The following is a 25329-nucleotide window of genomic DNA, read 5'->3' on the forward strand; positions in this document are numbered from 1 at the left end:
CAACACCGAAGTGTTGGTCTTTTTGTTGATGGTCAGTCAGGGGCTCGAACCCTGGACCCACGGATTAAGAGTCCGTTGCTCTACCAACTGAGCTAACTAACCAGTTTCAAACAACAGATATTATTGTAGCATGCTGACCCATGGTGGGCAAGCTTTTTTAGCAAAAAATTCAAAGAATTTTTTCACTGCCAAAGTCACCCCCGACCTTGCTTCCTCAGTCCGCGTTTCCTTCGACGACAACGGTATTGCCCTCCGAATCTTGCACCGTTAACGCGACCTTTCCGCCGTAGCGTTCCTCTTCTTTTAAAATCGAAACGAAGTTGTTGCGGAAGTGCTTTCTCAGGTCGGTAACGTGGTCGCGCACCAGGAGCTCAAAATGGTCTTCTGGATCTCCCAATGTGAAGTGAAGTTCCTCATGGTCGACAAGGAGAATCCGATCTTCTTGGGAGCCACCCTGAGGGAGGTCGAAAACGTCACGCCAGAAACGGTAGGCGCGGTTTTGGTCTGTTGAGGGGATGGTTTTGTGGTTGAGTTTGCGAACTTTCATGTTGGCGTTCCTTTAAAAGTGATTTTGGGAGGTGGGCCGCAGGGCGCGGCTGTTAAATAAAAGCGCGGGTAGGCGGTAAAAAAGGCGCGGTCCTCCAATCAAGAGGCGGCGGCAGACAGTTCAGACTTCAAGCAAAACGCCCTCATCGCACCGGACTTTGCCATCCCAATACATATCCCCAGTATACGGCTAATACCGGTCTTTTGCTATGGTGGTGGGGCAAAATGTGGTAAGATTGCTCTATGGCATTATTAGAAGTAAGTGGGCTGTCAATGGCCTACGCAGAAAAAACTTTATACGAAGACGCAAGCTTGGAACTCCAGGCCGGCGAGCACATGGGAATTGTCGGCCAAAACGGGGCCGGTAAGTCCACGTTGATTCGCATCTTAACCGGACAAGTGTTGCCACTCGAAGGAAAAATCGAGTGGGCCAAGAACCTCAAAATCGGTTACTTGGACCAGTACGCGGAAATTCCAGCGGGGATGACTTTGGTGGACTTCCTCCACACGGCTTATCAAGACTTATACGATAAGCAGGACCGCGCGACGGCAATGTACGAAAAGTACGCCGCGACGGCCGACGACAAGCTCTTGGAAAAGGCCGGACGCCTCCAAGAAGAATTGGATGCGGCTGGTTTCTACGAGGTCGATACGGAAATCGAACGCGTCATTTCCGGATTGGGATTGGAAGCCATTGGTCGTGACCGTGAGCTTGAACACATGTCCGGTGGACAGCGTGCCAAGACCATCTTGGCCAAGCTGCTCTTGGAAGAAGATGACGTCATCATCCTAGACGAACCGACGAACTTCCTGGATGTTCAGCACATCGAATGGCTGGAAGGGTACTTGCAGGACTTTAAGGGTGCTGCGATGATCATCTCCCACGACTTTGACTTCTTGGACAAGGTCACAAACGCCATCGCCGACGTTTCCTTCGGAAAAATCACGAAGTACCGTGGTTCCTTCAAGAAGGCCATGCGTCAAAAGGAAGAACGCGCCGAGCAACAGGTTCGTGAATACGAAAAGCAGCAGGTGGAAATCGCCAAGGCTGAAAAGTTCATCGCGAAGAACAAGGCCCGTGCCTCAACTTCCAAGATGGCCCGTTCCCGTGAAAAGATGTTGGACCGCATGGTCAAGGTTGAACCGCCTCAAGACAACTTGAAGTCGCACTTCAACTTCCCATACGTGAACACGCAATCTGCCGAAGCTCTGACGGTCGACGAACTCTCCGTAGGATACGAGGAACCAATCTTGGATCCCGTTTCCTTCTATATGAACGCGGAAAAGAAGATCGTCTTCGCCGGATTCAACGGAGCCGGTAAGTCAACGCTGATCAAGTCCATCTTGGGCGACATCCCAAAGCTTGGCGGACGTGTTGAATTCTCACCATCCGCCATCGTCAACTACTTTGACCAGGACTTGGACTGGAACAACGACCAGCAGACGCCGCTTGAGGCGATGCAGGATTTGTTCCCAACCATCCTGCCAAAGGAACTCCGCCAACGCCTGGCCGCAGCCGGAATCAACGCTGAAAACGCGAAGAAGCCGCTCTTCCAGCTTTCCGGAGGGGAACAGACGAAGGTCAAGTTGGCCATCATGGAAATGAAGCCATCAAACTTCTTGATCCTAGACGAACCAACCAACCACCTGGACGAAGAAACCAAGAACGCCTTGTACAAGGCCATCAAGGAATTCCCAGGAAACGCCATCATCGTTTCCCACGAAGTGTCCTTTACCAAGGACCTCGCGGACCAAACGTTGAACGTTGCCGCGCTTTCTCATAAAGAGAATCCAGACAAATAATTTAACTCAAAAAGCACCCTGTGATGGGTGCTTTTTTTGTGTCGTTACAAAGTCAGAATCGACCAAGATTCTGACGTTGACCAAAGAAATATTAAATTAAAATGAAAAAGTTAGATATTATGAGGAAATTATGAGAATTTAATGATATACTTTTAGAAAATAACGTAAGGAGCTAAAACGATGACTGAAAAATTATTAGAAGCCCACGATGTATCAGTCGATTTTCGGATTGGCGATGAATACCAGAAAGCCATCTCCGGCATCAACTTGAACATCGAACGAGGGAAGGTTCTCGCCCTCGTTGGCGAATCCGGCTCAGGAAAGTCAACCTTTGCAACCTCCATCATGGGACTCCACAACCCCGAGTACACCAAGGTCAACGGTTCTATCCAAGTCGCTGGAAAAGAAGTCGTCGGCCTTACCGAAAAAGAATTCGATCAAATTCGAGGCGTGTCCGTCGGAATGATCTTTCAGGATCCGCTCTCATCTTTGAACCCCCTGATGAAAATCGGTGAACAAATCGCCGAAGCCATCACCGTTCACGACAAGGGGTCAACTAAAGTCAAAAACCGTGTCCGCGAACTCTTAAACGACGTTGGAATCGACGAAGAAAAGCGTGTCGCCGACCAATATCCCCACCAACTTTCCGGTGGAATGCGTCAGCGTGTCATGATTGCCATCGCCTTGGCCAACGAACCCGATTTGATTATCGCTGACGAACCAACGACCGCTTTGGATTCCATCATCCAAGCCCAGATTCTTGATTTGATTAAAGAAATCCAGAAAAAGAAGGACGCTGGGGTCTTGCTCATCACCCACAACTTGGATGTCGTGGCCGAACTGGCCGATGATGTCGCCGTGATGTACGCGGGACAAATCGTCGAAAAGGGTGCCGTTGAGCAAATCTTCGAAAACCCAAAGCACCCCTACACCCAGTCATTGTTGAAGGCTGATCCTTCAAACGTGCAACCGGGTGAACACCTCTACGCCATTCCAGGAACGGTGCCATCGTTGGCGGAAATGGACTTCTCGAAGGATTCCTTCCTGAAGCGTGTCCCTGGCTTAGACGAAGCCGTCGTGAACGCCACCGTCTCAGACGTCTTGACCGAGGTCGAAGACGGGCACTTCGTTCGTGGAAACGCCTGGAAGAACTTCAACATCGACGAACAAGCACAAAGAAAGGATTAGCTCATGGGGCCGTTATTAGAAATTAAAAACTTAAAAGTCTACTACGCGGAACGAGCTGGTTTCTTCAACCAAGTCGTGGACTACATCCGCGCCGTCGACGACATTTCCCTTACGATTGAAGAAGGAAAGACCTACGGGCTCGTTGGTCAATCTGGTTCCGGTAAATCAACGATTGGAAAAATCATCGTTGGTTTGGAAGAGGCCACGGAAGGTTCTGTTTCCTACAAGGGACAGGACGTCACGACCAAGAAGCAAAAGAAAGCCTTGAACCTGAACAAAGACGTTCAAATGGTCTTCCAAGACAGCCAGTCTTCTTTGAACCCGCGAAAGACCATCGGAGACATCTTGGCTGAGCCCCTCAAGAACTTTGGGGTTCCAAACAAGATTGGCGCGCAGCACTCGGACGCTGACCGTTCCTTTGACCCGGACAAGATTGATGCCCGCATTCGCGAGCTCTTGGCCATCGTTGGTTTGCCTGAAAGAACCATCACGCAGTACCCATTCCAGTTCTCTGGTGGGCAACGGCAACGAATCGTTGTCGCCCGCGCGTTGGCAACCAATCCTAAGTTGATTGTGGCCGACGAACCGGTTTCTGCCTTGGACCTTTCTGTTCAGGCCCAGGTCTTGAACTTCATGAAGGAAATTCAAAAAACGTACGGGATTTCTTTCCTCTTCATCTCCCACGACCTCGGGGTCGTGCGGTACATGACGGACAACATCGCCATCATGCACCACGGACGCTTCGTCGAAGTCGGAACGACGGATGAAATCTTTGAAAACCCACAACACATTTACACGAAGCGCTTGCTTGCTTCGATTCCAAGCCAAACGGTAGCGGGTCGAAAGGCAAAGCGTGAAGAACGAATCGCGGTCGAAAAGGAATTCGACGAAAACCGTGACCGCTACTACGAAGAAAACAGTGATCCACTCCGTGCCTACGACTTGGTTAAGTTGACGGACACGCACGCTGTTTCCATTCAAAAGGAGGATGAAGAATCATGATCAAAACAATTTTTCGGCGTGTCTTAATCATGCTTCCGCAAATCTTCTTGGTTTCCGTTTTGATTTTCGCCTTAGCTCAGTTGATGCCGGGTGATCCATTCTACGGAAACTTGAACCCGAACTCTGATTTGGCAACCATTGAACGGATGCGTCACGCAGCCGGGTTGGATTTGCCATGGTACCAACAGTACGTGCACTGGGTGGTGAACGTCTTCCACGGTGACTTTGGAACTTCTTACACGGTCCACAAGGGCTTGGCTGTTTCAAAGATCATCGGACAACGTATCTGGCCAACGTTGATGATGGGAATCATCGCCACGGCCTTAACTTACGTTTTGGCGGTCAGCCAGGCCTTGGTTGCTGCCCGAAACGAAAACAAGTGGCTCGACCGCACCTTGGTCGTTTGGAACACGCTGACCTCAGCCGTGCCTTCCTTTGTTTTCTACTTCATCATGTTGGTTGTCTTTGTTTACTTGATTCCAATCTTCCCAAGTTCAGGAACTGGAATCGACGAAACACAGACCTTCTTCCAAAACTTCTTTAACAACCTCTACCACGCCTTCTTGCCAGCCCTGACGATTGCGCTGTTCTCAACGAACAGCGTCTTCCAGTACCTGCGCTCAAACCTTTTGGACCAACAGGCCCAAGACTACGTTCGTACGGCGCGTGCCAAGGGTGTCTTGATGAACGTGGTGTTCAAGAAGCACATTCTACGTAATGCCTTCTTGCCAATCGCTTCCGGAATTGGTTATTCCATTACCGGGGTCCTTGGTGGGGCGATGTTTGCTGAAACGGTTTTCGGATACCCTGGACTGGGTGCACTCTTCGTGCAGGCTTTGACTGGCCGTGATTACACGGTCATCACCGCCTTGATGCTCTTCCAAGGAATCTTGTCATTATTTGGTGGTCTGCTCTCAGATATCATTTCTGCCTGGGTTGATCCAAGAATTCGTGTGAAGTAAGGAGAGGAATAATGGAAAAACAAAAAAGATGCTTTGGTTCCAACTTCTTCAAGAACTTTAACCGAGAATTGGAACACGATAACTTAGGCTTGATTGCGGCCGTTTTGTTAGGGGCTTTGTTCTTACTGGTTTTCTTGGGACAGTTCTTTGTTCCAGCTGACATTGGAACGATGTCTGACATCATGGCGGCAAACTTGCCACCGTTAGCCAACGGCCACATCCTTGGAACGACTGATTCCGGGGCTGACCTGCTGTTGACTTTGATTGTGTCTGCGAAAAACTCCATCATCATTGGATTTGGAGTGGCCACGATTATCACGGCCATCTCGATTTTCTTCGGGATGATTATCGGATACTTCGGTGGCTGGGCGGACTGGATTGCCATGCGTTTGATTGATTTCTGGCTCATCATGCCATTGATTATGATCTTGGCCATCATCTTCTCAACGTCAAAGGGAATGACGGTCTGGAACTTAATTCTCATTTTGTCCTTGATTTCATGGCCAGCCAACGTTCGTTTGGTTCGGACGTTGACTTTGTCCGAAGTCCAACGTGACTACGTGTCGGCTTCTAAGATTTCAGGAACCCCTTGGTACAAGATTGTCTTCATCGGCATCTTACCAAACATCTCATCAACGGTTATCTCCGACTACGCGTTGACGTTGGCGGGATCCATTGGAATCGAGACGGGTCTGACTTTCTTGGGATTCGGATTAAAGCATGGAACGAGTTCATTGGGAGCGATGCTTCAAGTCTTGAACGGATCGGCTTCCACGATTTACCAGAGCTGGTGGCTCTGGGTGCCCGTGACCTTAATCCTGATTATTTTGACCTTCGGATTCGTTGTCTTAGGCCAAGTAGCGCGCCGCGCAATCGACCAAAGGCAGTCAGTACGATAGTAAGATTAAAAATAAATTAAAGAAAAGTGTTGACATTCTCATTTACTAGGTTATGATTAAATCAACATAAAAAGCGCCAGGTAAAAAAGGCCAATGAAAAAAGGGAGGGCCCAAATGGTAAGTGCTAAAAAGAAAATGGTTTATGGAATCAGTGGTGCTGTGATTTTGGCAGCAGCTGGTTTCGGAATCTTTTCCCATATGTCGAACAACTACGATGCGTCAAAGGCGGCAGTGTCCGTCGGACATTTCAAGGGTGACTATCAAAACAAGAAGAAAGCCGAAAACGGCGGAATCTTGAAGGTGTCCGTTCCTGGAAATGCTTCTGACCCATCAGCCTTTGTTGGTTACACCGAATTGACGGAAACCGCATCGGTTGCCAAAGAAATCGAACCAGCAAGCAACCAAATTTTCTACACGGACAAGGACGGTCGTGTTGAAAACGATGGGCCTGCAAGCATGAAGGTCGACAAAGACAAGAAGACGGTTACAATTACCTTGCGCGACAACTTGAAATGGTCGGACGGTAAGGACGTGACGGCAAAGGACGTGGCCTTCTCATTGGAGACCATCGCCACAAATGAAGTCGCTTCTGCTAACTTCTCCGATGCTTACTTGAACATCAAGGGCATGCAGGACTTCCAAGACGGAAAGGCCAAGAGCATTTCTGGTTTGAAGTTTGATAACGGTGAAAGCGGAAAGAAGTTGACGATTTCATACGACCGAATCCCTGGTTCAATCACTTGGGGTGACGGTTTGCCAAGCTACGCATTGCCTTATCACGATTTGAAGGATGTGCCTTCTGATCAATTGGCCGTGTCTGACAAAGTCACAAAGCACCCATTGTCATTTAACGCCTTCAAGGTTTCTTCTGTTTCAACTGACTCTGTTGTTAAGTACGTTCGAAACGACACTTACTGGGGCAAGAAGGCCAAGTTGGATGGCATCACTTTCTACATCAACGAAGACCAATCAAAGCTTGAAAATGACTTGAACAAGCAAAAGTTTGACCTTGTTAAGGACGTTCCAACCACGCTTTGGAAGGACGGAAACAAGGACAAGTTGGCCAAGTTCGACAACGCCAAGGGCTACGCCTCAACTGGTGCCTTCGACAACGGTCACAGCGAATTGAACTTCAACCTTGGTCACTACGACAAGGCGACGAAGTCAAGTGTGCAAGAACGTAAGACGCCATTGCAAGACGCTAACGTTCGTAAGGCCGTTGGTTACGCCATGAACGTTGGAGACGTTTACGCCAAGTACGGAAACGGCTTCTCACAGGCAACAAACACCATCGTTTCAAAGTCACAAACGAAGTCACTCTTCTACAACAAGGACGTGAAGGGTTACCAAGACAAGGCTTCTGGTGACGCGAAGAAGGCTGGTGAATACCTTGAAAAGGCCGGCTACAAGAAGGAATCAGACGGCTACTACTACAAGGACGGCAAGAAGTTGACGTTGACTTACATGGCTCGTTCAGGAAGCACGACGGCTGAAGCAACGACGAAGGCCTACATCGCCGCCTGGAAGGCAGCTGGTATCGACGTTAAGCTCTACCAAGACAAGTTGGTCGACTTCTCAACTTGGAAGTCACTCATGCTTTCAGGAAACAACGACGAATGGGACATGACTGGTGTGAGCTGGTCCGAAGGAACGGTGCCTAGCTTTGGACAAGTTTGGTCAAAGCAATCACCAATGAACATGGGTCACATCGTTTCTGACAAGGTTTCAAAGAGCCTTGAAGACGCACAAGATGCCCAATCAGACGAAGACTTGATCAAGAGCATCAAGGACTTCCAGAAGATTGTTGTTGACGACGAAGCTTACACGATTCCAACTGGAACAAGCATCAACGCTTCACTTGTTAACGGACGTGTGACGGGTTGGACTGAAGCCCAAACAAACGACATCTACGCGAAGTTGGGTGTAACGTCTGACAAGCCACAAGCCGATGGCAACCCACGCAAGTAATTTTGATACAAAATCTCTCATTTAGAATCATCTCTCATAAAGATGTTTAGTCATTCCTCTAAACCAAAAAGCAGCCACTAGGACGTAATCGTCTCTAGCCCTGGCTGCTTTTTTCGGGTAGAATAAAGACATTATGACAGACTTTAAAGACGCACTAAAAACACGGCGGACATTCGCCATTATCTCTCACCCCGATGCGGGTAAGACGACCTTGACGGAACAACTCCTGCTGCACGGGGGAGTGATTCGTGAAGCCGGAACGGTTAAGGGACGTGGATCAAAGAAGATGGCTTCTTCCGACTGGATGGCCATCGAACAACAACGTGGAATTTCCGTTACCTCATCTGTTTTGCAGTTCGACTACGAAGGTAAGCGGATTAACATCCTGGATACCCCTGGTCACGAAGACTTCTCTGAAGATACGTACCGGACGTTGATGGCGGTCGATTCCGTTGTCATGGTTGTCGACGCTGCCAAGGGTATCGAGTCCCAGACGAAGAAGCTCTTTGAAATCGTTTCAAAGCGTGGAATTCCAATCTTTACCTTCTTTAACAAGATTGACCGTGACGCGCGTTCACCCTTTGATTTGGTTGATGAAATCGAAACGACACTTGGCATTCAAGCCGCACCAATGAACTGGCCAATCGGGTCCGGACAGATTTTGCAGGGAATCTACGACTTGCAAAAGAAGGACATGATTCCGTTCAAGAACGCTTCTGACCACCCAGAAATCCTTGAAGAAGGACTGGAAGAAGTGGAACTCTTGGAAGAGGCCGGAAATGACTTTGACGAAGAAGCCGTTCAAAACGGGAAGTTAACACCGGTCTTCTTCGGTTCCGCCTTGGCCGGATTCGGTGTGACGGAATTCTTGGAAGAGTACTTGAAGTACGCGCCACAACCAGCCGGTATTGAAACGGTGGACGAAGAACACGTGGATCCCGCATCCGATCAGTTCTCCGCCTTCGTCTTCAAGATTCAGGCCAACATGGACCCTCGTCACCGTGACCGCATCGCCTTTGCGCGAATCGTGTCGGGTGAATTCAAGAAGGGGATGGATGTGACGTTGTCTCGAACGCAAAAGAAGTTGCGTTTGGCCAACGTGACCCAGTTCATGGCCGAAGAACGTGAAAACGTGCAAGACGCCGTGCCGGGTGACATTATCGGTATTTACGATACGGGAAACTTCCAAATCGGAGATACGATTTACTCAGGTAAGAAGCAGCTTACTTACCCTGACCTGCCAACGTTTACGCCTGAATTCTTTAACAAGGTCATCGCTAAGGATGTCATGAAGCAGAAGTCCTACCACAAGGGAATCACCCAGCTGGTGCAAGAAGGAACGATTCAGCTTTACAAGGCCTGGAACTCAAACGAGTACATCCTGGGTGCCGTCGGACAATTGCAGTTTGAAGTGTTCAAGTTCCGAATGGAAAACGAATACAACGTGGCCATCCAATTTGAGCCGATCGGTTCGAAGGTTGCCCGCTGGGTTGACCCCGACCAAGTCGATGAAAAGATGGCCTCTTCACGTAACATGCTCGTGAAGGACCGCTACGACCGTCCGGTCTTCTTGTTCGAAAACCAATTCGCCATGAACTGGTTCCGCGACAAGTACCCTGACGTTGACTTGGAAGCAAAGATGTAAGAGTGCTAAGATAAGAGTAGCCGAGAGGCTGCTTTTTTTAATGGAATCGGAGGCAATAATGATAAACGAAAAGCGTTATCAGAATATGTCTGCTAATGAGCAGATTTTATTTGAAGTCGTCAAGGAATTATCCTTGCAAATGGGGGAAGACACGCCTGAAAAGCCATTGTCCTTGTCACTCTATTTGTTCCAAGCAGGTTCAGATGATCCGGATTTGAAGGATAAGATTGTGAAAGCAACCTCTAAACTACTCATTCAAACAGATGATTTGAGCAAATTAACAACAGCAGATTTTTATAAAGTTTACCAACCATTATCGAATATTTTCGACGATGAAGCGGATTCCGCTAACACGATTGTTTACATTGTGACGTGGTTAGGTTTGAATCTGATGCCAATTCTTTACCCAGTCGCAAAAGAGTTAATGTAAGCTGTTGGTTCGATCGAGTGCTATACTAGATTTGAACAAGAAAGAAGGCGAGAATATGCTCAGTCGACTCGTTGTAGGAAAAGTGTCTGCCGAAGAGTTCACGCAGAAGTTGAACCAGGCACTCGAAGATTTACAAAACAAGGACCACGAAATCATTGATGTGCAGTACGCACAGTCACTGACGAAGGCGTCAGCCTTGATTTTGTACAAATAGAATTGAAAAAGTCAGACCCGGCCGGGTTTGACTTTTTCTTTGTTCAAATTCCAAAATGGCATAACGGTTTTTATTTAAGACAGAAAAAATCGCTTCCAAACTGCTATAATAAGTAGGTTGCAGCTAAAGCTGCAACACATAAAATTTATGGGGTAGGAACTCGTGCGTTAAGTGCGCTGGGAACGGAATGTGAACCAGCGACGAAACAGGAATGTGCGGTACGGGTTCCGCATTCACCAACAATAGGTGGACGCTCCTTTGAGGAGGTTCAATCATATGAACAATCAGACACGCACGTCGTTTAAACGCTGGGCTTTGCCCACACTCACGGTTCAACAGCTGGTCTTGCTGTCGGCTTTAATCGCCCTGTCCTTTATCTTGGGACGGGTTTCCATCACGACGCAGCTCATCCGAGTGACTTTCGTCTTTCTTGCTTCCAGCCTGATGGGAAAGTTTTTCGGTCCGCTGTGGACTGCCATGACGATGGTCCTCTTGGACTTCGTTAAGGTCACTTTCTTTGGTGGCGGACAATGGTCGCCGGTCATGGCCATCGGTGTTTTAGTCGCCGGTTTGATTTACGGAGGACTTTTCTACCAAGAAAAGCAGACTGACAAGGTCGCCCTCTGGAAAGTCGTTGTCGCCGTGTTATTAATCACGATTGTGGTTAACTTAATCATCAACACAGGGGCATTGGTCATCATGTACTCGCAGCACAAGTCCGTTTCCGTCTTCTTCTCGATGATGGCCACGCGCTTGCCAAAGAACATCATCTTCTTTCCAATCCAATTGGTGATGACGTACTTTGTGTTAAACAATCCGATTGTAAAAGACATTTCAAAACGATTATTTAAATCATAAAGAAAAGCCGCTCTTACGAGTCGGCTTTTTTGTTTTGATAAAGGTTATTGTTGCGGAATATCCTTGTGGGACTTGGCCATGTTTCCGTGTACGAGGCTCGGGAAGACGAAACGGTCCGAGAAGGCGATGACGGAACCCTGGCAGAAGAAAGCGAAGGCCGTTCCAAAGTTCAGGGCAACCAAGGCGCCTGAGAATAACCAACAAGTCAACGAGATTAAGATGGCCACAACGAAGTTAGACATCTGGGCCTTTGGCGCGGATCCCTTGAAGTAGGAGAAACGCAGGATGTTGGTCAGATCGTCGATGGGGTGAAGAATCACGTTCACCCGTTGGTAAATCGAAATTCCGACTCCAACGATGGACAGACCGACGATGTCGATGATGACCTTTTCCCAGAGGGGCATGCTTGGCACACCCATGTTCAAGAATAACGTCGTGAAGACACCGGCCATGAAGGAGAACATCACACCGAAGAGGATGTTTCCAAAGAAACGCTTCCAATCAAGCTTGCGAGAGAAGAAGATGTTGGCCGTCGCCACCAAAACGGAGGTCAGCCCTAAGAAGAGGGCGATGGGTAATCCCGTCCAGTGGGACAGGTTGGCCGAACCTGCCGTCCAGGGTGCGGAACCGAGGTTCGTGGAGACGGACATCCCGTTTCCCAAGGCATCCAAGGTCAACGACAAAATGAAATAGAACAAGAATTGGCTAATTGTCAGTTCGTAGAACTGTCCATTGCGGTGATGCATGATGCCTCCTTTTATGTGCAAGCGATTGGGTTATTAAAAATAGAATAACGTGCTTTCTAAACTAGCGCAAGGTGAGTTTTACCACACCTTCCCAACGTGGTGTTTGAGGGAACATGTCGACCGGTTGAATGAAGTCAACGCGGTAGGCGGAATCCAGATCCTTCAGATCGCGAGCCAAGGTTGAAGGGTTACATGAGATGTAAACGAACTTCTTTGGCTTGGCCTTCAAGATGGCGCGCTTCAAGGCGTCGTCCAAACCTGGACGTGGTGGGTCGACCACCAGGGCCGTTGGTTTGAAACCGTCGCGGGCCCACTTTGGGAAGACCTTTTCGGCTGATCCGACTTCGTAGAAGGCGTTTTCGATGCCGTTTTCTTCGGCGTTTAACTTGGCGTCAGCCACGGCCTCAGGGATGATTTCCATTCCACGGACTTCCTTGACTTTGTAAGCCATGGAAAGACCCAGCGTTCCAACACCGGAATAGGCGTCGACCAACGTGTCGTCGGCCTGGAGGTCCAAGGCGTCCAGAGCCACTTCGTAAGTCTTTTCCATTTGTTCGTAGTTCAACTGCAAGAAGGCGCGGGGCGAGAAGTTAAACGTCAGACCGAGGATGTCTTCTTGGAGGTAGTCAGAACCCCAAATCTTGCGGGTGTCGTCACCCCAGATGAGGGAGTTGCCACCCTCGTTCACGTTCTGGAAGAGGCCAACAATTTCAGGTAGGTGCTTTTGGACATCTTCCACGATTTCTGCTTGGGATGGCAGGTCGTCTTCCGTTGTCACGATGGTGGCCTGAGCCAATCCTTCTTGGTTCGTACGGACAACCAAGGTCTTGATGAGTCCCTTCTTCGTCTTTTCGTTATAGAAAGGAAGGGAGTGCTTGTCCAGGATTTGTCCGAGCGCACGGATGAGGTTCAAGGAAGCGGGATCCTGGGTGGCCATTTCGGGCAGGTCGACCAAGTCATGCGTGCCACGCTTGTACAAACCAATGGTGAGTTCGCCCTTGAGCTTCCGGATGGGCAATGACGCCTTGTTCCGGTAGTGGTAGGGGTTGTCCATGCCGAGCGTGTCTTCGATTTTAAAGTGTTCGTAGCCCTTTGGCTGGAACTTCTCGAGCGCCTGGCCAATTAAGTCCTTCTTGAAGGCGAGTTGCGCTGGGTAGTCCAAGTGGGCGAGTTCGAATCCACCAACGAGGTTGGCGGCCGGGTCCTTTGGCTCAACGCGGTCGGGGCTTGGTTCGCGGACAGTTACGACGCGGGCTTCCAGGAATTTGTCCGTCACGGCCGTGACTTTGGCAGTGATCACTTCGCCTGGGAGGGCGCCGGGTACGAAGGTGATCTTCTTCTTGAAGTATCCGATTCCTTCTCCGTTGATACCGAGGCGCTTGATCGTCAGTGGGAACTTCTGTCCCTCTTTGACGATGACGTCGCGCTGCGGCTTGCGGTCATAACGCTTGTTGCGATTGTAGCCACCCCGGCGGTCATCGTTATCGCGCTTTTTGTATGGCTTCGACTGGAAGCCTTTTTTCTTTGGGTTAAATTCTGACATGTTTTCTCCTATGAAACGGATTTCAGGTTAATGTGATAGGTATTTTCTTTTAATTCGTAGAGGGCGTGGATGTTTTGCATCAACAGGAGCAACCAGGAGATGCCCATCGTCAAAACGAAGATTTCAAAGGCCGTTAAGGACAGGTAGCGAATACCGTAGAAGAGCGCGCAGGATATCGCGATTCCGCTCGCTGTACCAATTGAGAAGAGGTTGAACTCCTTTGTGGCATCTGGCAGGAGCCAGTGAATGATGAGCATTGGGAGCCCAGTTCCCAAGATGAGCAGGTTGGCCGCGGTATCGTGGGCGATGTGCCACATGCCGGGGTTGTTAGGCAAAGCGCCAATGGCAAAGAGGCAAAGGGCGTCAAAAGTCAAAAACGACCGCAACGTGATCAAACGCCAATTCTTAGGTAGACGCTTTTGAATGGGTACGAAGAGGTAATCAATCAAGGTAGCCCAAAGCAATCCTGAAATCATGAGCGTGGCGTTGAAGGTCCAAGAGAATTGGGCCTGAGCGGTTCCCAAGAATGAGAAGTTGTGTTGCCACCACAGCAACGACGAGTTCGTCACCATGGATGCGAGAACCCCGCAGACGATGGTGAAGATTAAGAGCGCCATCATGAAGGTCGTCGACACCAACATCGCGGAGTAGACCATGATGTAGTTCACCACCGAGATGAAGGTGAAGAAGAGGAGTGAGGCCGTGAGCGAGTCGAAGTAGACCTCCTGGAAGAGGTAGCCAATCACCCAGAAGAAGGCGAGCATCGCGAAGGCCTGAATCAGGGCAAAGGAGATGAAGAGGGTGGGCGTCAAACGCAGGGCCGTCTTCTTTTTGAGTTGGTCGTCTTCACTTTTCACCTTCTTAAGGTGCGTGTAAATGAAGGTGGCCATTCCCGTCAGTTCTCCGAAGATAATCACCCAGGTGGCGATGGAGTCGCGACCGGTCAAAGCGACCAGGTTGTCCTGCTGCCAGAGGGTGTAGAAAATGAAGCAGGCTGTCGCAATCACGGAAGGCAGAACAAAGCGGCGGATTGAAAGCTGCTGGTTTTGGTGCTCATCGCGCCGTGGCAAAACCTTGAAGGACTGGTTGCTGACCTGGATGTCAATCTGGTCGCCGTCTTGGAGCTTTAGGTCATCAACCACTTGGTCGGGGAGTTCGATTTCAAAACGCTTATTTGCCATAGTTGTCCTTTGTGCGGGGATGGTTCGGGTCTGACTTTGCCAGTCAAAAGAAAAGCCAGGAAAGCGCACGTTTCCTGGCGTTGTTACTACCTATTTTAAGGGATTTTAACCAAAATAGATATAGCACACTTGTGTTATATCATAGATGTGTTATACTAAATGTCGAGGAGGTTACAGGATGGTAAAGAAAATGACAGAATCAAAGGAGGATAGATATGGTCCGCTTCAATATTAAACGCTACTTAGCAGACAAATCCCTGACGATTTACCGGGTTTCTAAAAACTCGGGTTATGGTTATACGACCATCCACCGGTCATTCAATAAGGATCAGTCCAAGGCGACGTCCATGAATCTTCGCGATTTGGACGCGCTGGCCCAGGCACAACACCTGGCCATGTGGCAGGTTCTTCGCGAGTTGGAACACGCATACCAGCTCGACGAGGATGATTCGTAACCACTCAAGAATGCGCTGTTGCCAAAATAACATTCACTAAAAACTAAATATAAAGGTAGGTAAAGAATATGGCATACCAAAACGATCCGTTTAACAATCAGAACTTCGGTTCCGATATGAACAATATTTTCGATAATATGATGGGCAACCTGGGAGGCATGAATTCGGAAAACCGCCGCTACTTAATTAACGGTCGCGAAGTCAGTCCTGAAGAGTTTGCATACTACAAGCAAACTGGTAAGCTGCCCAACATGGAAGAAGCACAAGCAGCCGGCAACGGCCGTGCTTCCAACCAGAAGGGTAAGATTAAGAAGGATGGCATGCTTTCTAAGCTTGGCCGTAATTTAACCCAAGAAGCAAAGGATGGATTGCTTGATCCCGTCATCGGACGGAACAAGGAAATCCAAGAAACCGCTGAAATCTTGTCACGCCGGACGAAGAACAACCCCGTGTTGGTCGGAGACGCCGGTGTTGGTAAGACTGCTGTCATTGAAGGATTGGCACAGGCCATTGTGGCCGGGGATGTTCCCGCTGCCATCCAAGACAAGCAGATTTACTCCATTGATATTTCCCAATTGGAAGCAGGTACGCAGTACCGTGGAGCCTTTGAAGAAAACGTTCAAAAGCTCATTGACGAAGTCAAGAACGCCGGAAACGTCGTCTTGTTCTTCGATGAAATTCACCAAATCTTAGGTGCCGGTTCAACCGGTGACGGAGAGGGTGGTAAGGGATTGGCCGACATCTTGAAGCCAGCCTTGTCACGTGGTGAGTTGTCACTAATTGGTGCAACGACCCAAGACGAATACCGTAACACGATTTTGAAGAACGCCGCTTTGGCTCGTCGTTTCAACGAAGTCAAGGTGAACGCCCCTTCAGCAGAAGACACGTTGAAGATTCTCCAAGGAATCGCACCATTATATGAGGAGCACCACAACGTCACGTTGCCTGAATCAGTCTTGAAGGCGGCCGTGGACTACTCCGTTCAGTACATTCCACAACGTTCGTTGCCTGATAAGGCCATCGATTTGATCGATATGACGGCCGCTCACTTGTCAGCGCAAAACCCTGCCACCGATAAGGTGTCACTGGAAAAGCGTTTGGATGATTTGAAGGCCGAACAAGACCGCGTCGTCCAAGAAGAGGACTACGAAAAGGCCTTGTCTATCAAAAACCAGATTAAGGACATCAAGCACGAACTTGAAAATGCGAAGGAAGCGAAGAAGGTCGAAGCCACGCCAAACGATGTGGCTCAGTCCGTTGAACGTTTGACGGGTATCCCAGTGTCACAAATGGGTGCTTCTGACATCGAACACTTGAAGCAAATCGACAAGCGCTTGTCCGGTAAGGTGATCGGTCAAGAAGAGGCCGTCAACATGGTGGCCCGCGCCATCCGTCGTAACCGTGCCGGATTCGACGAAGGAAACCGTCCAATCGGTTCCTTCCTCTTCGTTGGACCAACCGGCGTTGGTAAGACGGAATTGGCAAAGCAGTTAGCAAAGGACCTCTTCGGAACGAAGGAATCCATCATCCGTTTGGACATGTCCGAATACTCTGACCAAACCGCGGTCTCCAAGTTGATTGGTGCCACTGCCGGTTACGTTGGATACGACGACAACGCCCACACGTTGACGGAAAAGGTTCGTCGAAACCCTTACTCAATCGTCCTCTTGGATGAAATTGAAAAGGCTAACCCACAAGTTTTGACTCTGCTCTTGCAGGTCTTGGACGACGGACGCTTGACCGACGGTCAAGGTAACGTGGTCAACTTCAAGAACACGGTGGTGATTGCAACCTCTAACGCCGGATTCGGTGACAAGAACGCCGAGGCGGGTGAGTTGATGGACCGCTTGTCCAACTTCTTCCGTCCAGAATTCTTGAACCGTTTCAACGGTGTGGTTGAATTCTCATCACTGACAAAGCACGACTTGAAGCAAATCGTCGACTTGATGTTGGCTGATGTGAACAAGACGTTGGCCAAGAAGGATTTGACTTTGACAATTTCTGACGAAGTCAAAGAACACTTGATTGACGACGGTTACGATGAAGCACTTGGAGCCCGTCCACTCCGTCGTGTGATCGAGCAACAGATTCGTGACCAGGTCACGGACTTCTACCTCGATAACCCTGACAAGAAGGCGTTGTCTGCTGACATGGTCGACGGCAAGGTCGTGATTTCTGCAATCGAAGAAGAAAAGAACTAAGACTTAAATGAAAAGCTCTGGCTTTCTTAACGGAAGGCTGGGGCTTTTTTTATGCGTCATTTTTCCAATGAAGCGACGGTATCTCTGTTAGACTATTCATATGTAAAAACGCGCTTCGCGCTTAAAACGACACGAAGGTAGAAAACAATGGCTAAATTTAGAGAGAAAAATCCAAACGAATCACATCACGGCGTGGGCATCTTTTTCCTCACAGTCTTGGGGATGTTCCTCTACCCCGGCTATCCTGACGACATCTCCCTGAAGTGGTCGATTCGCCTCGCTGCTTTGATGTGTATCGTCCTCTTTTTCTTGATACGTCTGGTTCGTCGCGTAACCAACCAGGAGCGTTTGTTCGACAAACGTTTTGGATGGACGACGGACATCAAGTGGATGACGGGAATCATAGCTGCCATTTACCTGATGCTTTACGTGACAAACGGCAATATCGAAAGCGTCGGGAAGCTCTCGCACGGTTCAGCAAACCTCATTGTCTCCTGCCTCTTCACCGCCATCGGGGCCGGATTCTTTGAGGAATACTTGATGCGTGGTTACTTCTTCAACCTCTTCCAACGGGTCTGGATCCGCTTTGGCATCAAGAAGAATCGCCTACTCTACACGTCGCTCGTCACGAGCCTGATGTTTGGCCTTTTCCACCTCACGAACCTGGGGCAGGGGCCCACGGAAGCCATCATTCAGCAGGCTTTTTACGCCGCCTGCTTCGGCCTTTTCTTCGCCACGCTGCGCATCCTGACGAACACGGTCTGGGCCGGTGCTATTCTGCACTTCCTCTTCGATTTGCAGGATTCATTGACGGAGGATTTGACGGCGAGCCCCTGGTGGTTGATCATTCTGATTTTCCTCCCCGTGGCCGTTGCCTCACTGGTCATCATTCATCAGTTCGATGGCAAAGTCCAAAACGACAGCGTCCAAGAACTGGAAGCTTAATCAAAAAGCGCCGGAATTCCCCGGCGCTTTTTTATGTGCTTTACTTGAATTTGAAATAGCTGTCGATGCGGTCATCGGGCAGATCAAAGAGAAAGGCTTTGTAGATTTTGTGGAAGGAGTCGTTTAAGAGAGTGAGGGTTGTTGGGTTTGACTTTGATACTTCATCTTGGACGATGCAGTGTTCGATCGTAGCTAATGCAGATAGTAGCTGGTCATAAATTTTTGAATGGGCATACTTGAAGTAAAGCATATCGTTTTTGAAATCTCGGAGTAGGTAAGATAACTGCGTGCCCGACTGTTGTTTGTCTTCTGAAGTAATGTATGTTCTTAACGCTTTGGGTAAGGTAGAGAGCAAATAAGCCTGGTATAGCGGTTTTGAAAATTCGATTTCTCTCTTTGACTTCATTCTTCTTTCAGATAAATAAAAGGTTATGATTGCGATGACGCACATAACGCATGGTGGGATGAGAGCCATCAAATTAGTAAAGATCACGATATAAGCCCTCCGTTAATTTTTCAGATGAGGTGATAAAGGTGACTCTGTTGATAATGCCATCGGAACCAATTTTTCTAACGATTGGTTGGACGAAGCCTGCCCAAAAAGATGTGCCGATGATAACGATGGAATCGGGAAAACGAATGGTGATTCTTCCGTTCCAATCTTCATCTGTTAGTTGTGAATCGACTTGCTTTTTAAATGCTTCCGAACCTTCTTTTACGCCTGCGAGTCCGAATACGTCAGATGATCCGAAATCGAGGTTAATAACTTTTTCCATATTATTCTCCTTTGATTTTTCATTCTTATGTTCTTAACTAACCCCAATATAGCAGGTATTTCGGCTTAAAATATTCCGATTCGGAATGAAGAAAATCAGGGTCTAAAACGTATTTAAATAAAGAAGAAAAAGGCTTTTACACCCATGAAAAAAGTCCTAAACGAACCGGTCGTTTAGGACAAAGTGAAAATTGTTTTGAAAACCGCCGGGCAACTGCCAAGAAGAAAACGGCACCCGCCAATTTAGTTGATCGGGCAGGAGTCTGCGTTGTCGCCCGGTTCCAAAGCGACGTCGGCGTACTTTTCGCTAAAACGCTTGAAGAGCACCGCGGCATAGCGACAGTCGGGTTTGACTTTTTTACCTTCTGAACGGGCCAGGTCGCAGACGGCATCGACCAATTGTTGGGCAATGTTTTGTCCACGCAGGGAAGGGTCAACATAGGTGTGGCTCAATGCGAGAACCGTGCCGTTTTCCTCTTTTAAATAGGATACCTCGCCGAGACGCTCGTCGTTTTCCATATAGTAAAACCAGCCGGGCTTTTGAATGATTGCCATAGAATCCTCCTTTTTGAATAGTCGAATTTAACGTATAATGAAGCTATTAATAAATCGATTTTAACAGAAAAAGGTGGAAGAAACATGGCAGCACGTGGATTTGAAGTAGTAAGTGAGTTTGAAGGGCAGGGCATCAACTTGCCACAGCGCTCAACGATGCAGGCGGCCGGCTATGATTTTGAAGCTGCAGAAGATATCATCGTGCCAGCTCAAGGCTTGCAAAAGTCAGTGAAGCCAACCTTGGTGCCAACTGGAATCAAGGCCTACATGCAAGAGGGGGAATACCTCCAATTGGTTTCCCGTTCATCCGGCCCAATGAAGAAGAAGTTGATCATGTCAAACGGGGTCGGCATCATCGACGGTGACTACTACAACAACGAAAAGAACGAAGGGCACATCTTCTTCCAGTTCTTGAACTTCGGTGACGAAGACTTGCAAATCAAGAAGGGTGATCGCATTGGACAAGGACTCTTCTTGCCATTCTTGCTCGCAGATCAGGACGCCGACGCCATCAAGACGGTGCGTTCCGGTGGATTTGGTTCAACTGGGGAGGCTTAAGCTAAGTGGCGAAGGCAAAAACACAATTTATCTGTTCCAACTGTGATTTCATCTCTGCCCGTTACTTGGGCCGCTGCCCAAACTGTGGGGAGTGGGGAACCTTCGTTGAAGAAAAGATTCAACCCGAAACACAGTCCCGCAAGAGCCATGTCGGAATTGATGGAAAGGCCGCCAAGGTCGAGAAGATTAACCAGGTTTCCCTGGAAGAAACGCCCAAGGTGGCAACGGAGCTGAAGGAACTGAACCGCGTGCTCGGTGGCGGAGTCGTCGCCGGAACGCTGGTTTTGATCGGTGGAGACCCCGGAATCGGGAAGTCGACGCTCTTGCTCCAGGTTTCCGGCCAGCTGGCCAACCACGGCAAGGTGCTCTACGTCACCGGTGAAGAATCAGCGACGCAGGTGAAGATGCGTGCGGACCGTTTGGACGTGGGCGGGGATGACTTTTACCTCTACCCCGAAACGGACATGGAAGCCATCAAGAAGCAGGTCGAGAGCCTGCAGCCAAACTACCTGATCATCGATTCCGTGCAGACGATGCAGGAGCCGGATTTGACGTCGCCGATTGGTTCGGTGGCTCAGATTCGTGAGGTGACGGCGGACTTGCTCCAAATCGCAAAGACCAATAACATTTCGGTCTTCATCGTTGGTCACGTGACCAAGGGTGGGGCGATTGCCGGTCCAAAGATTCTGGAACACATGGTGGACACGGTGCTCTATTTCGAGGGTGACCGCCACTACAAGTACCGAATTTTGCGTGCGGTGAAGAACCGTTTCGGTGCGACAAACGAGCTCGGAATCTTTGAGATGCGTGACAAGGGGCTGTCCGAGGTGGCCAATCCTTCCGAGATATTCTTGGAAGAACGGCTGGCTGATGCGACCGGCTCGGCGATCGTCGCCACCCTTGAAGGGGAACGGCCCATCTTGGTTGAACTCCAAGCTCTGGTGACGCCTTCCGTCTTTGGAAACGCACAGCGAACGGCCACTGGATTGGACCGCAACCGCGTGTCCTTAATCATGGCGGTCTTGGAAAAGCGGGCCAACCTGCTGTTGCAAAACCAAGACGCTTATTTGAAGGCGGCTGGTGGTGTGAAGTTAGACGAGCCAGCCATTGATTTAGCAATTGCCGTGGCAATTGCGTCGTCCTATTCGGATAAAGAGTCGCCGGCCTCGGACGTCTTCGTCGGCGAACTTGGTCTGACCGGTGAGGTCAGGTCGGTGTCTGACCTCGAAGGACGTTTGAAAGAAGCGCGCAAGCTTGGCTTTGCGCGCGCCGTTGTCCCAAAGAATAACTTAGCTTCCGTCAACGTACCCGATGGCCTCGAAGTCATCGGTGTCTCGACCATCAAGGAAGCCTTGAAGATTGCCTTGGGCTAAGAAACCCTAGGGAAATCAGGCAGTGCCCCTGAATTCACGGGCACTTTGTTGTATACTGAGTAAGAGAAATTTTCAGCTTTAGCTGATTTTAGGAGATATGGAAACATGACTGACGACTTTCGCGTCCGCTATGCCCCATCACCAACGGGGTACTTGCACATTGGAAACGCCCGGACGGCGCTCTTTAACTGGCTCTTTGCACGCCATTACAACGGAACGTTTGTAATCCGGATTGAAGATACTGATTCTTCACGTAACATCGAAGACGGAGAAAAGTCACAACTCGACAACTTGAAGTGGTTGGGCTTGGACTGGGATGAATCACCTGCAAATCCGGGTGAATACGGACCATACCGTCAATCAGAACGTAACGAACAAGGCATCTACCAACCATACATCGACGACTTGCTCGAACGTGGTTTGGCTTACAAGTCCTACAAGACTTCCGAAGAATTGGCTGCTGAACGTGAAGCGCAACAAGCTGCTAAGCAAGCACCTCACTATGTCTACGAATACGAAGGCATGACAAAGGAAGAACGTGAAGAAAAGTACGCCGAATTTGAAGCACAAGGCTTGAAGCCGGTTGTCCGTATCCGTGTTCCCGAAGACAAGATGTACAAGTGGGATGACATCGTTAAGGGTCCAATCGCCATCGGTGGAAAAGAAGTCGGTGGAGACTGGGTTATCCAAAAGGCTGACGGTATGCCAACATACAACTTTGCCGTAACGGTCGACGACCACTTGATGAAGATCACCCACGTTTTGCGTGGTGACGATCACGTTTCAAACACGCCAAAGCAAATGATGGTTTACGATGCCTTCGGTTGGGACATTCCGCACTTCGGGCACATGGCTTTGATCATCAATGCCGCAACTGGTAAGAAGTTGTCAAAGCGTGACAACGACATCTTGCAGTTCGTGGAACAATACCGTGAACTCGGTTACCAACCAGAAGCCCTTGATAACTTCATCGGTCTTTTGGGATGGTCACCAAAGGGTGAAGACGAAATCTTCTCACTGGAAGAATTCAAGAACATGTTTGACGAACACCGTTTGTCAAAGGCCAACGCCAAGTTCGACCAAAAGAAGTTGGAATGGATTAACAACCAATGGATCCGTCGCGACAAGGACAAGATCATGCCACAATTGATCGAAGAATTGGTCAAGGCTGGATTCATCACCGAAGACGAAGCGAAGAAAAAGCACGACTGGCTCGTGCAAGCCATCGACGTTGCAGGTGTCGACGGTATCTCATACACGCACCAAATCGTTGACTTGATGCGCGAACCATTCTTCCAATTGGGTGACATCACCGACGAAATGGTGGAGTACCTCCAATCAGAAGAAGGAAAGAAGGTCTTTGCCGCATGGGAAAAGGCCTACACGGAATTAACTGAAGACACGGATGCCGCCACTTACATGGCGACGATTCGTTCCATCCAAAACGAATTGGAAATCAAGGGTCGTCCGCTCTGGAACCCAATTCGTATCGCCACGACGCACCAAATCCAAGGACCGAACTTGCCTGAATTGCTTGTTTTGTTGAACAAGGATGACGTGTTGAAGACGATGGCTGATGTGAAGGCTAAGTACTTGGCATAAGTTTATATAGTAAAAAGCAGTTCGCTTCGGCGGACTGCTTTTTTGATAGCTTGTTTTGTAAACAGGTAGGTTGTTTAACGACCCGTTATTTGGGCGCTTTTGTTATAATGTAGAAAAACACAGAAGGAATCGATTTTATGCAAACGGTATACAACACTTACAGCTTAGAAAAAGAGACGTTTACGCCCATTCAAGATGGCAAGGTGTTGATGTACCTTTGTGGACCGACAGTGTACAACTACATTCACATTGGAAACGCCCGTTCAACGGTCGCCTTCGATACCATCCGCAAGTACTTTGAATGGCGTGGACTCGAAGTGAACTTTGTCTCCAACTTTACGGACTTGGGAGATAAGGTCATCAATCAGGGGATCAAGGAAGGGCTCACCGAAGAAGAGGTGGCGGATAAGTATGCCAATGCCTTCTTAGAAGATGCAGCCGCTTTGAACGTGGCGCCAGCAACAACTCGTCCCCGCGCGACACAGTATATGGAAGAAATGGTGGCTTTCGTTGAAAAGCTGATTGCCCAGGGTGATGCTTATGAAGTGAACGGGGATGTTTACTTCAAGACCAACCAATTTAAAAACTACGCGACGCTCTCCCACCAAAACATGGATGAGTTGAAGAAGAACGCTGCCGGTCGCTTGGAAGATGATGACCAGGATGAAAAGCAGGATGCCGCAGACTTTGCCTTGTGGAAGAAGGAAGTTCGTCCCGACGTTACGGCATGGCCATCGCCTTGGGGACCCGGTCGTCCTGGCTGGCACCTTGAATGTTCCGTTATGATTGACGAACTACTCGGGGACACCATCGACATCCACGCCGGTGGAATTGACTTGGCTTTCCCGCACCACACGAACGAGTTGGCGCAGTCGGAATCCTTCCACGACAAACGATTCGTGAATTACTGGTTGCACAATGGTTTCGTGAACGTAAACGACGAAAAGATGTCCAAGTCCCTAGGAAACTTCGTGACAATTCACGACTTGCTCCAAGATGACAGCATCGATCCACAGGGGCTGCGCTACTTCCTGACGAAGACCCACTACCGTCGTCCGGTTGCCTACTCACGTGACCGCCTTGACCAGGCTCAAGCGGAGATGGATAAGATTTACCGTACGATGCGGGCTTTGGATGCAAAGATTTCAGCTGATGGGGATGTCGACCAAGCGATTAATGAGCAAGTTCTACTATTAGAAGAACGATTCATTCAAGCGATGGATGACGACTTCAATGTAGAGAACGCATTGACCGTGATGTTTGAATTGCTGACGCTAGCTAATAAACTCTTAACGTCCGATGTGACACCGGCTACGCTTTCCAAAGTCAGAGACGTCCTTGCCTCGTGGTTGCACATCTTCGGAATTGATCAGTTTGAAGAAGAACGTGAGTTACCAATGGAAGCAAAGACCTTACTTGAGGAACGCCAAGCGGCAAGAAAGGCAAAGGACTTCGCTAAGTCCGATGAAATCCGTGACCAATTGAAGGGCATGGGTATCTTGGTAAAGGACGGTCGCGAAGGCCAAAGCATCGAATGGTTGTCATAAAAACGAACAATCAATAAGATAATGTCTTGTATAAGAGCGAAGAAACATCCGTTTCTTCGCTCTTCTTATTTATAGCTCGTAATCTGTAAGTTTTGGAAACTTTTTTGAAAAGTTGTTGACGGCAACCCGTAAAGTACGTATACTAATTATTGTTCCTTGCGAGGGACAGCCAGTCAGCTTCCTGATTGGTAAATAAAAACTCTTCATAAAGCGCTTGACCATCGGTCATAAAACTGTTATGATATATGAGTTGCCCAATCGGGTACGCACATTGAAAACTGAACAAAACTTTGAACAAACAAATCTGTAACGGTGGCAGTTATGATGACTGTC

The 25329-nt window shown here is 48.9% G+C and carries 23 protein-coding genes, 1 tRNA gene and 1 riboswitch; of the genes, 17 read left to right on the forward strand and 7 right to left on the reverse strand.

The features are described 5' to 3' along the window. Positions 1 to 29 precede the first annotated feature (29 nt). A tRNA-Lys gene (locus NFX39_RS04970) sits at positions 30 to 102 on the reverse strand. 112 nt (positions 103 to 214) lie between these two features. Next, positions 215 to 547: a lactoylglutathione lyase gene (locus NFX39_RS04975; RefSeq protein WP_252443586.1), complete on the reverse strand. Its 333-nt coding sequence runs from the start codon at positions 545 to 547 to the stop codon at positions 215 to 217. A gap of 242 nt (positions 548 to 789) precedes the next feature. On the opposite strand from NFX39_RS04975, the gene NFX39_RS04980 reads away from it, so the two are divergent. The 10 genes from NFX39_RS04980 to NFX39_RS05025 all read left to right on the forward strand — a co-directional run bounded on the left by NFX39_RS04980 (position 790) and on the right by NFX39_RS05025 (position 11515). Further along, entirely contained in the window at positions 790 to 2349 is a 1560-nt protein-coding gene (locus tag NFX39_RS04980) for an ABC-F family ATP-binding cassette domain-containing protein (RefSeq protein WP_252443588.1), read from the forward strand. Between the two features lie 180 nt (positions 2350 to 2529). After that, the gene (locus NFX39_RS04985; RefSeq protein WP_252443590.1) at positions 2530 to 3537 is read left to right on the forward strand and encodes an ABC transporter ATP-binding protein; all 1008 of its coding nucleotides are present in this window, start codon (positions 2530 to 2532) and stop codon (positions 3535 to 3537) included. 3 nt (positions 3538 to 3540) lie between these two features. Continuing rightward, a complete protein-coding gene (locus NFX39_RS04990; RefSeq protein WP_252443592.1) occupies positions 3541 to 4539 on the forward strand; it encodes an ATP-binding cassette domain-containing protein in 999 nt (332 codons plus the stop codon). Beyond that, on the forward strand, positions 4536 to 5501 hold the full coding sequence (locus NFX39_RS04995) for an ABC transporter permease (RefSeq protein WP_252443594.1): 966 nt from the start codon (positions 4536 to 4538) through the stop codon (positions 5499 to 5501). Before NFX39_RS04990 ends, NFX39_RS04995 begins: the two co-directional genes overlap by 4 nt. Before the next feature lie 11 nt (positions 5502 to 5512). Then, positions 5513 to 6400 (forward strand): ABC transporter permease, encoded by an 888-nt coding sequence (locus NFX39_RS05000; RefSeq protein ID WP_252443596.1) that lies wholly within the window; start codon positions 5513 to 5515, stop codon positions 6398 to 6400. 114 nt (positions 6401 to 6514) lie between these two features. After that, positions 6515 to 8368 carry an ABC transporter substrate-binding protein gene (locus NFX39_RS05005; RefSeq protein WP_252443598.1) on the forward strand — a complete coding sequence of 618 codons (1854 nt, stop codon included), beginning with the start codon at positions 6515 to 6517 and terminating at the stop codon, positions 8366 to 8368. 133 nt (positions 8369 to 8501) lie between these two features. Continuing rightward, positions 8502 to 10013, forward strand: coding sequence for a peptide chain release factor 3 (locus tag NFX39_RS05010; protein ID WP_252443600.1), 1512 nt, complete (start codon positions 8502 to 8504; stop codon positions 10011 to 10013). 58 nt (positions 10014 to 10071) lie between these two features. After that, positions 10072 to 10443 (forward strand): hypothetical protein, encoded by a 372-nt coding sequence (locus tag NFX39_RS05015; protein WP_252443602.1) that lies wholly within the window; start codon positions 10072 to 10074, stop codon positions 10441 to 10443. 55 nt (positions 10444 to 10498) lie between these two features. Next, a complete protein-coding gene (locus NFX39_RS05020) occupies positions 10499 to 10657 on the forward strand; it encodes a hypothetical protein (RefSeq protein WP_252443604.1) in 159 nt (52 codons plus the stop codon). A 146-nt stretch (positions 10658 to 10803) separates the two neighbouring features. Further along, positions 10804 to 10898, forward strand: a riboswitch (THF riboswitch). 35 nt (positions 10899 to 10933) lie between these two features. Next, a complete protein-coding gene (locus tag NFX39_RS05025; RefSeq protein ID WP_252443606.1) occupies positions 10934 to 11515 on the forward strand; it encodes a folate family ECF transporter S component in 582 nt (193 codons plus the stop codon). A 44-nt stretch (positions 11516 to 11559) separates the two neighbouring features. Here the strand turns inward: NFX39_RS05025 and NFX39_RS05030 are convergent, their stop codons facing one another. From NFX39_RS05030 to NFX39_RS05040, 3 genes are all read right to left on the reverse strand, one after another. Next, positions 11560 to 12261: a YczE/YyaS/YitT family protein gene (locus tag NFX39_RS05030; protein WP_252443608.1), complete on the reverse strand. Its 702-nt coding sequence runs from the start codon at positions 12259 to 12261 to the stop codon at positions 11560 to 11562. A 61-nt stretch (positions 12262 to 12322) separates the two neighbouring features. Continuing rightward, positions 12323 to 13804, reverse strand: a complete 1482-nt coding sequence (rlmD, locus tag NFX39_RS05035) for a 23S rRNA (uracil(1939)-C(5))-methyltransferase RlmD (protein ID WP_252443610.1) — start codon at positions 13802 to 13804, stop codon at positions 12323 to 12325. An 8-nt stretch (positions 13805 to 13812) separates the two neighbouring features. Then, entirely contained in the window at positions 13813 to 14985 is a 1173-nt protein-coding gene (locus NFX39_RS05040) for a DUF998 domain-containing protein (protein WP_252443612.1), read from the reverse strand. Positions 14986 to 15200: 215 nt separating this feature from the next. Between NFX39_RS05040 and NFX39_RS05045 the strand changes: the two genes are divergently transcribed. From NFX39_RS05045 to NFX39_RS05055, 3 genes are all read left to right on the forward strand, one after another. Next, positions 15201 to 15440, forward strand: a complete 240-nt coding sequence (locus tag NFX39_RS05045; RefSeq protein WP_252443614.1) for a helix-turn-helix domain-containing protein — start codon at positions 15201 to 15203, stop codon at positions 15438 to 15440. A 68-nt stretch (positions 15441 to 15508) separates the two neighbouring features. Beyond that, complete coding sequence (locus NFX39_RS05050) at positions 15509 to 17641, forward strand: AAA family ATPase (protein WP_252443616.1); 2133 nt, start codon at positions 15509 to 15511, stop codon at positions 17639 to 17641. Between the two features lie 147 nt (positions 17642 to 17788). Then, a complete protein-coding gene (locus NFX39_RS05055; RefSeq protein ID WP_252443618.1) occupies positions 17789 to 18586 on the forward strand; it encodes a CPBP family intramembrane glutamic endopeptidase in 798 nt (265 codons plus the stop codon). Positions 18587 to 19065: 479 nt separating this feature from the next. Here the strand turns inward: NFX39_RS05055 and NFX39_RS05060 are convergent, their stop codons facing one another. Continuing rightward, complete coding sequence (locus NFX39_RS05060) at positions 19066 to 19362, reverse strand: hypothetical protein (RefSeq protein WP_252443620.1); 297 nt, start codon at positions 19360 to 19362, stop codon at positions 19066 to 19068. Between the two features lie 242 nt (positions 19363 to 19604). Next, positions 19605 to 19916 (reverse strand): GNAT family N-acetyltransferase, encoded by a 312-nt coding sequence (locus tag NFX39_RS05065; RefSeq protein WP_252443622.1) that lies wholly within the window; start codon positions 19914 to 19916, stop codon positions 19605 to 19607. A gap of 84 nt (positions 19917 to 20000) precedes the next feature. Between NFX39_RS05065 and NFX39_RS05070 the strand changes: the two genes are divergently transcribed. From NFX39_RS05070 to cysS, 4 genes are all read left to right on the forward strand, one after another. Next, on the forward strand, positions 20001 to 20474 hold the full coding sequence (locus NFX39_RS05070; RefSeq protein ID WP_252443624.1) for a dCTP deaminase/dUTPase family protein: 474 nt from the start codon (positions 20001 to 20003) through the stop codon (positions 20472 to 20474). Positions 20475 to 20479: 5 nt separating this feature from the next. Further along, positions 20480 to 21847, forward strand: coding sequence for a DNA repair protein RadA (radA, locus tag NFX39_RS05075; protein WP_252443627.1), 1368 nt, complete (start codon positions 20480 to 20482; stop codon positions 21845 to 21847). 105 nt (positions 21848 to 21952) lie between these two features. Beyond that, a complete protein-coding gene (gene gltX, locus NFX39_RS05080) occupies positions 21953 to 23449 on the forward strand; it encodes a glutamate--tRNA ligase (protein WP_252443629.1) in 1497 nt (498 codons plus the stop codon). A 137-nt stretch (positions 23450 to 23586) separates the two neighbouring features. Continuing rightward, a complete protein-coding gene (gene cysS / locus NFX39_RS05085; protein WP_252443631.1) occupies positions 23587 to 24996 on the forward strand; it encodes a cysteine--tRNA ligase in 1410 nt (469 codons plus the stop codon). Positions 24997 to 25329: the final 333 nt, after the last annotated feature.

This window comes from Fructobacillus apis (assembly GCF_023893635.1).
GTDB classification, from domain to species: domain Bacteria; phylum Bacillota; class Bacilli; order Lactobacillales; family Lactobacillaceae; genus Fructobacillus; species Fructobacillus apis.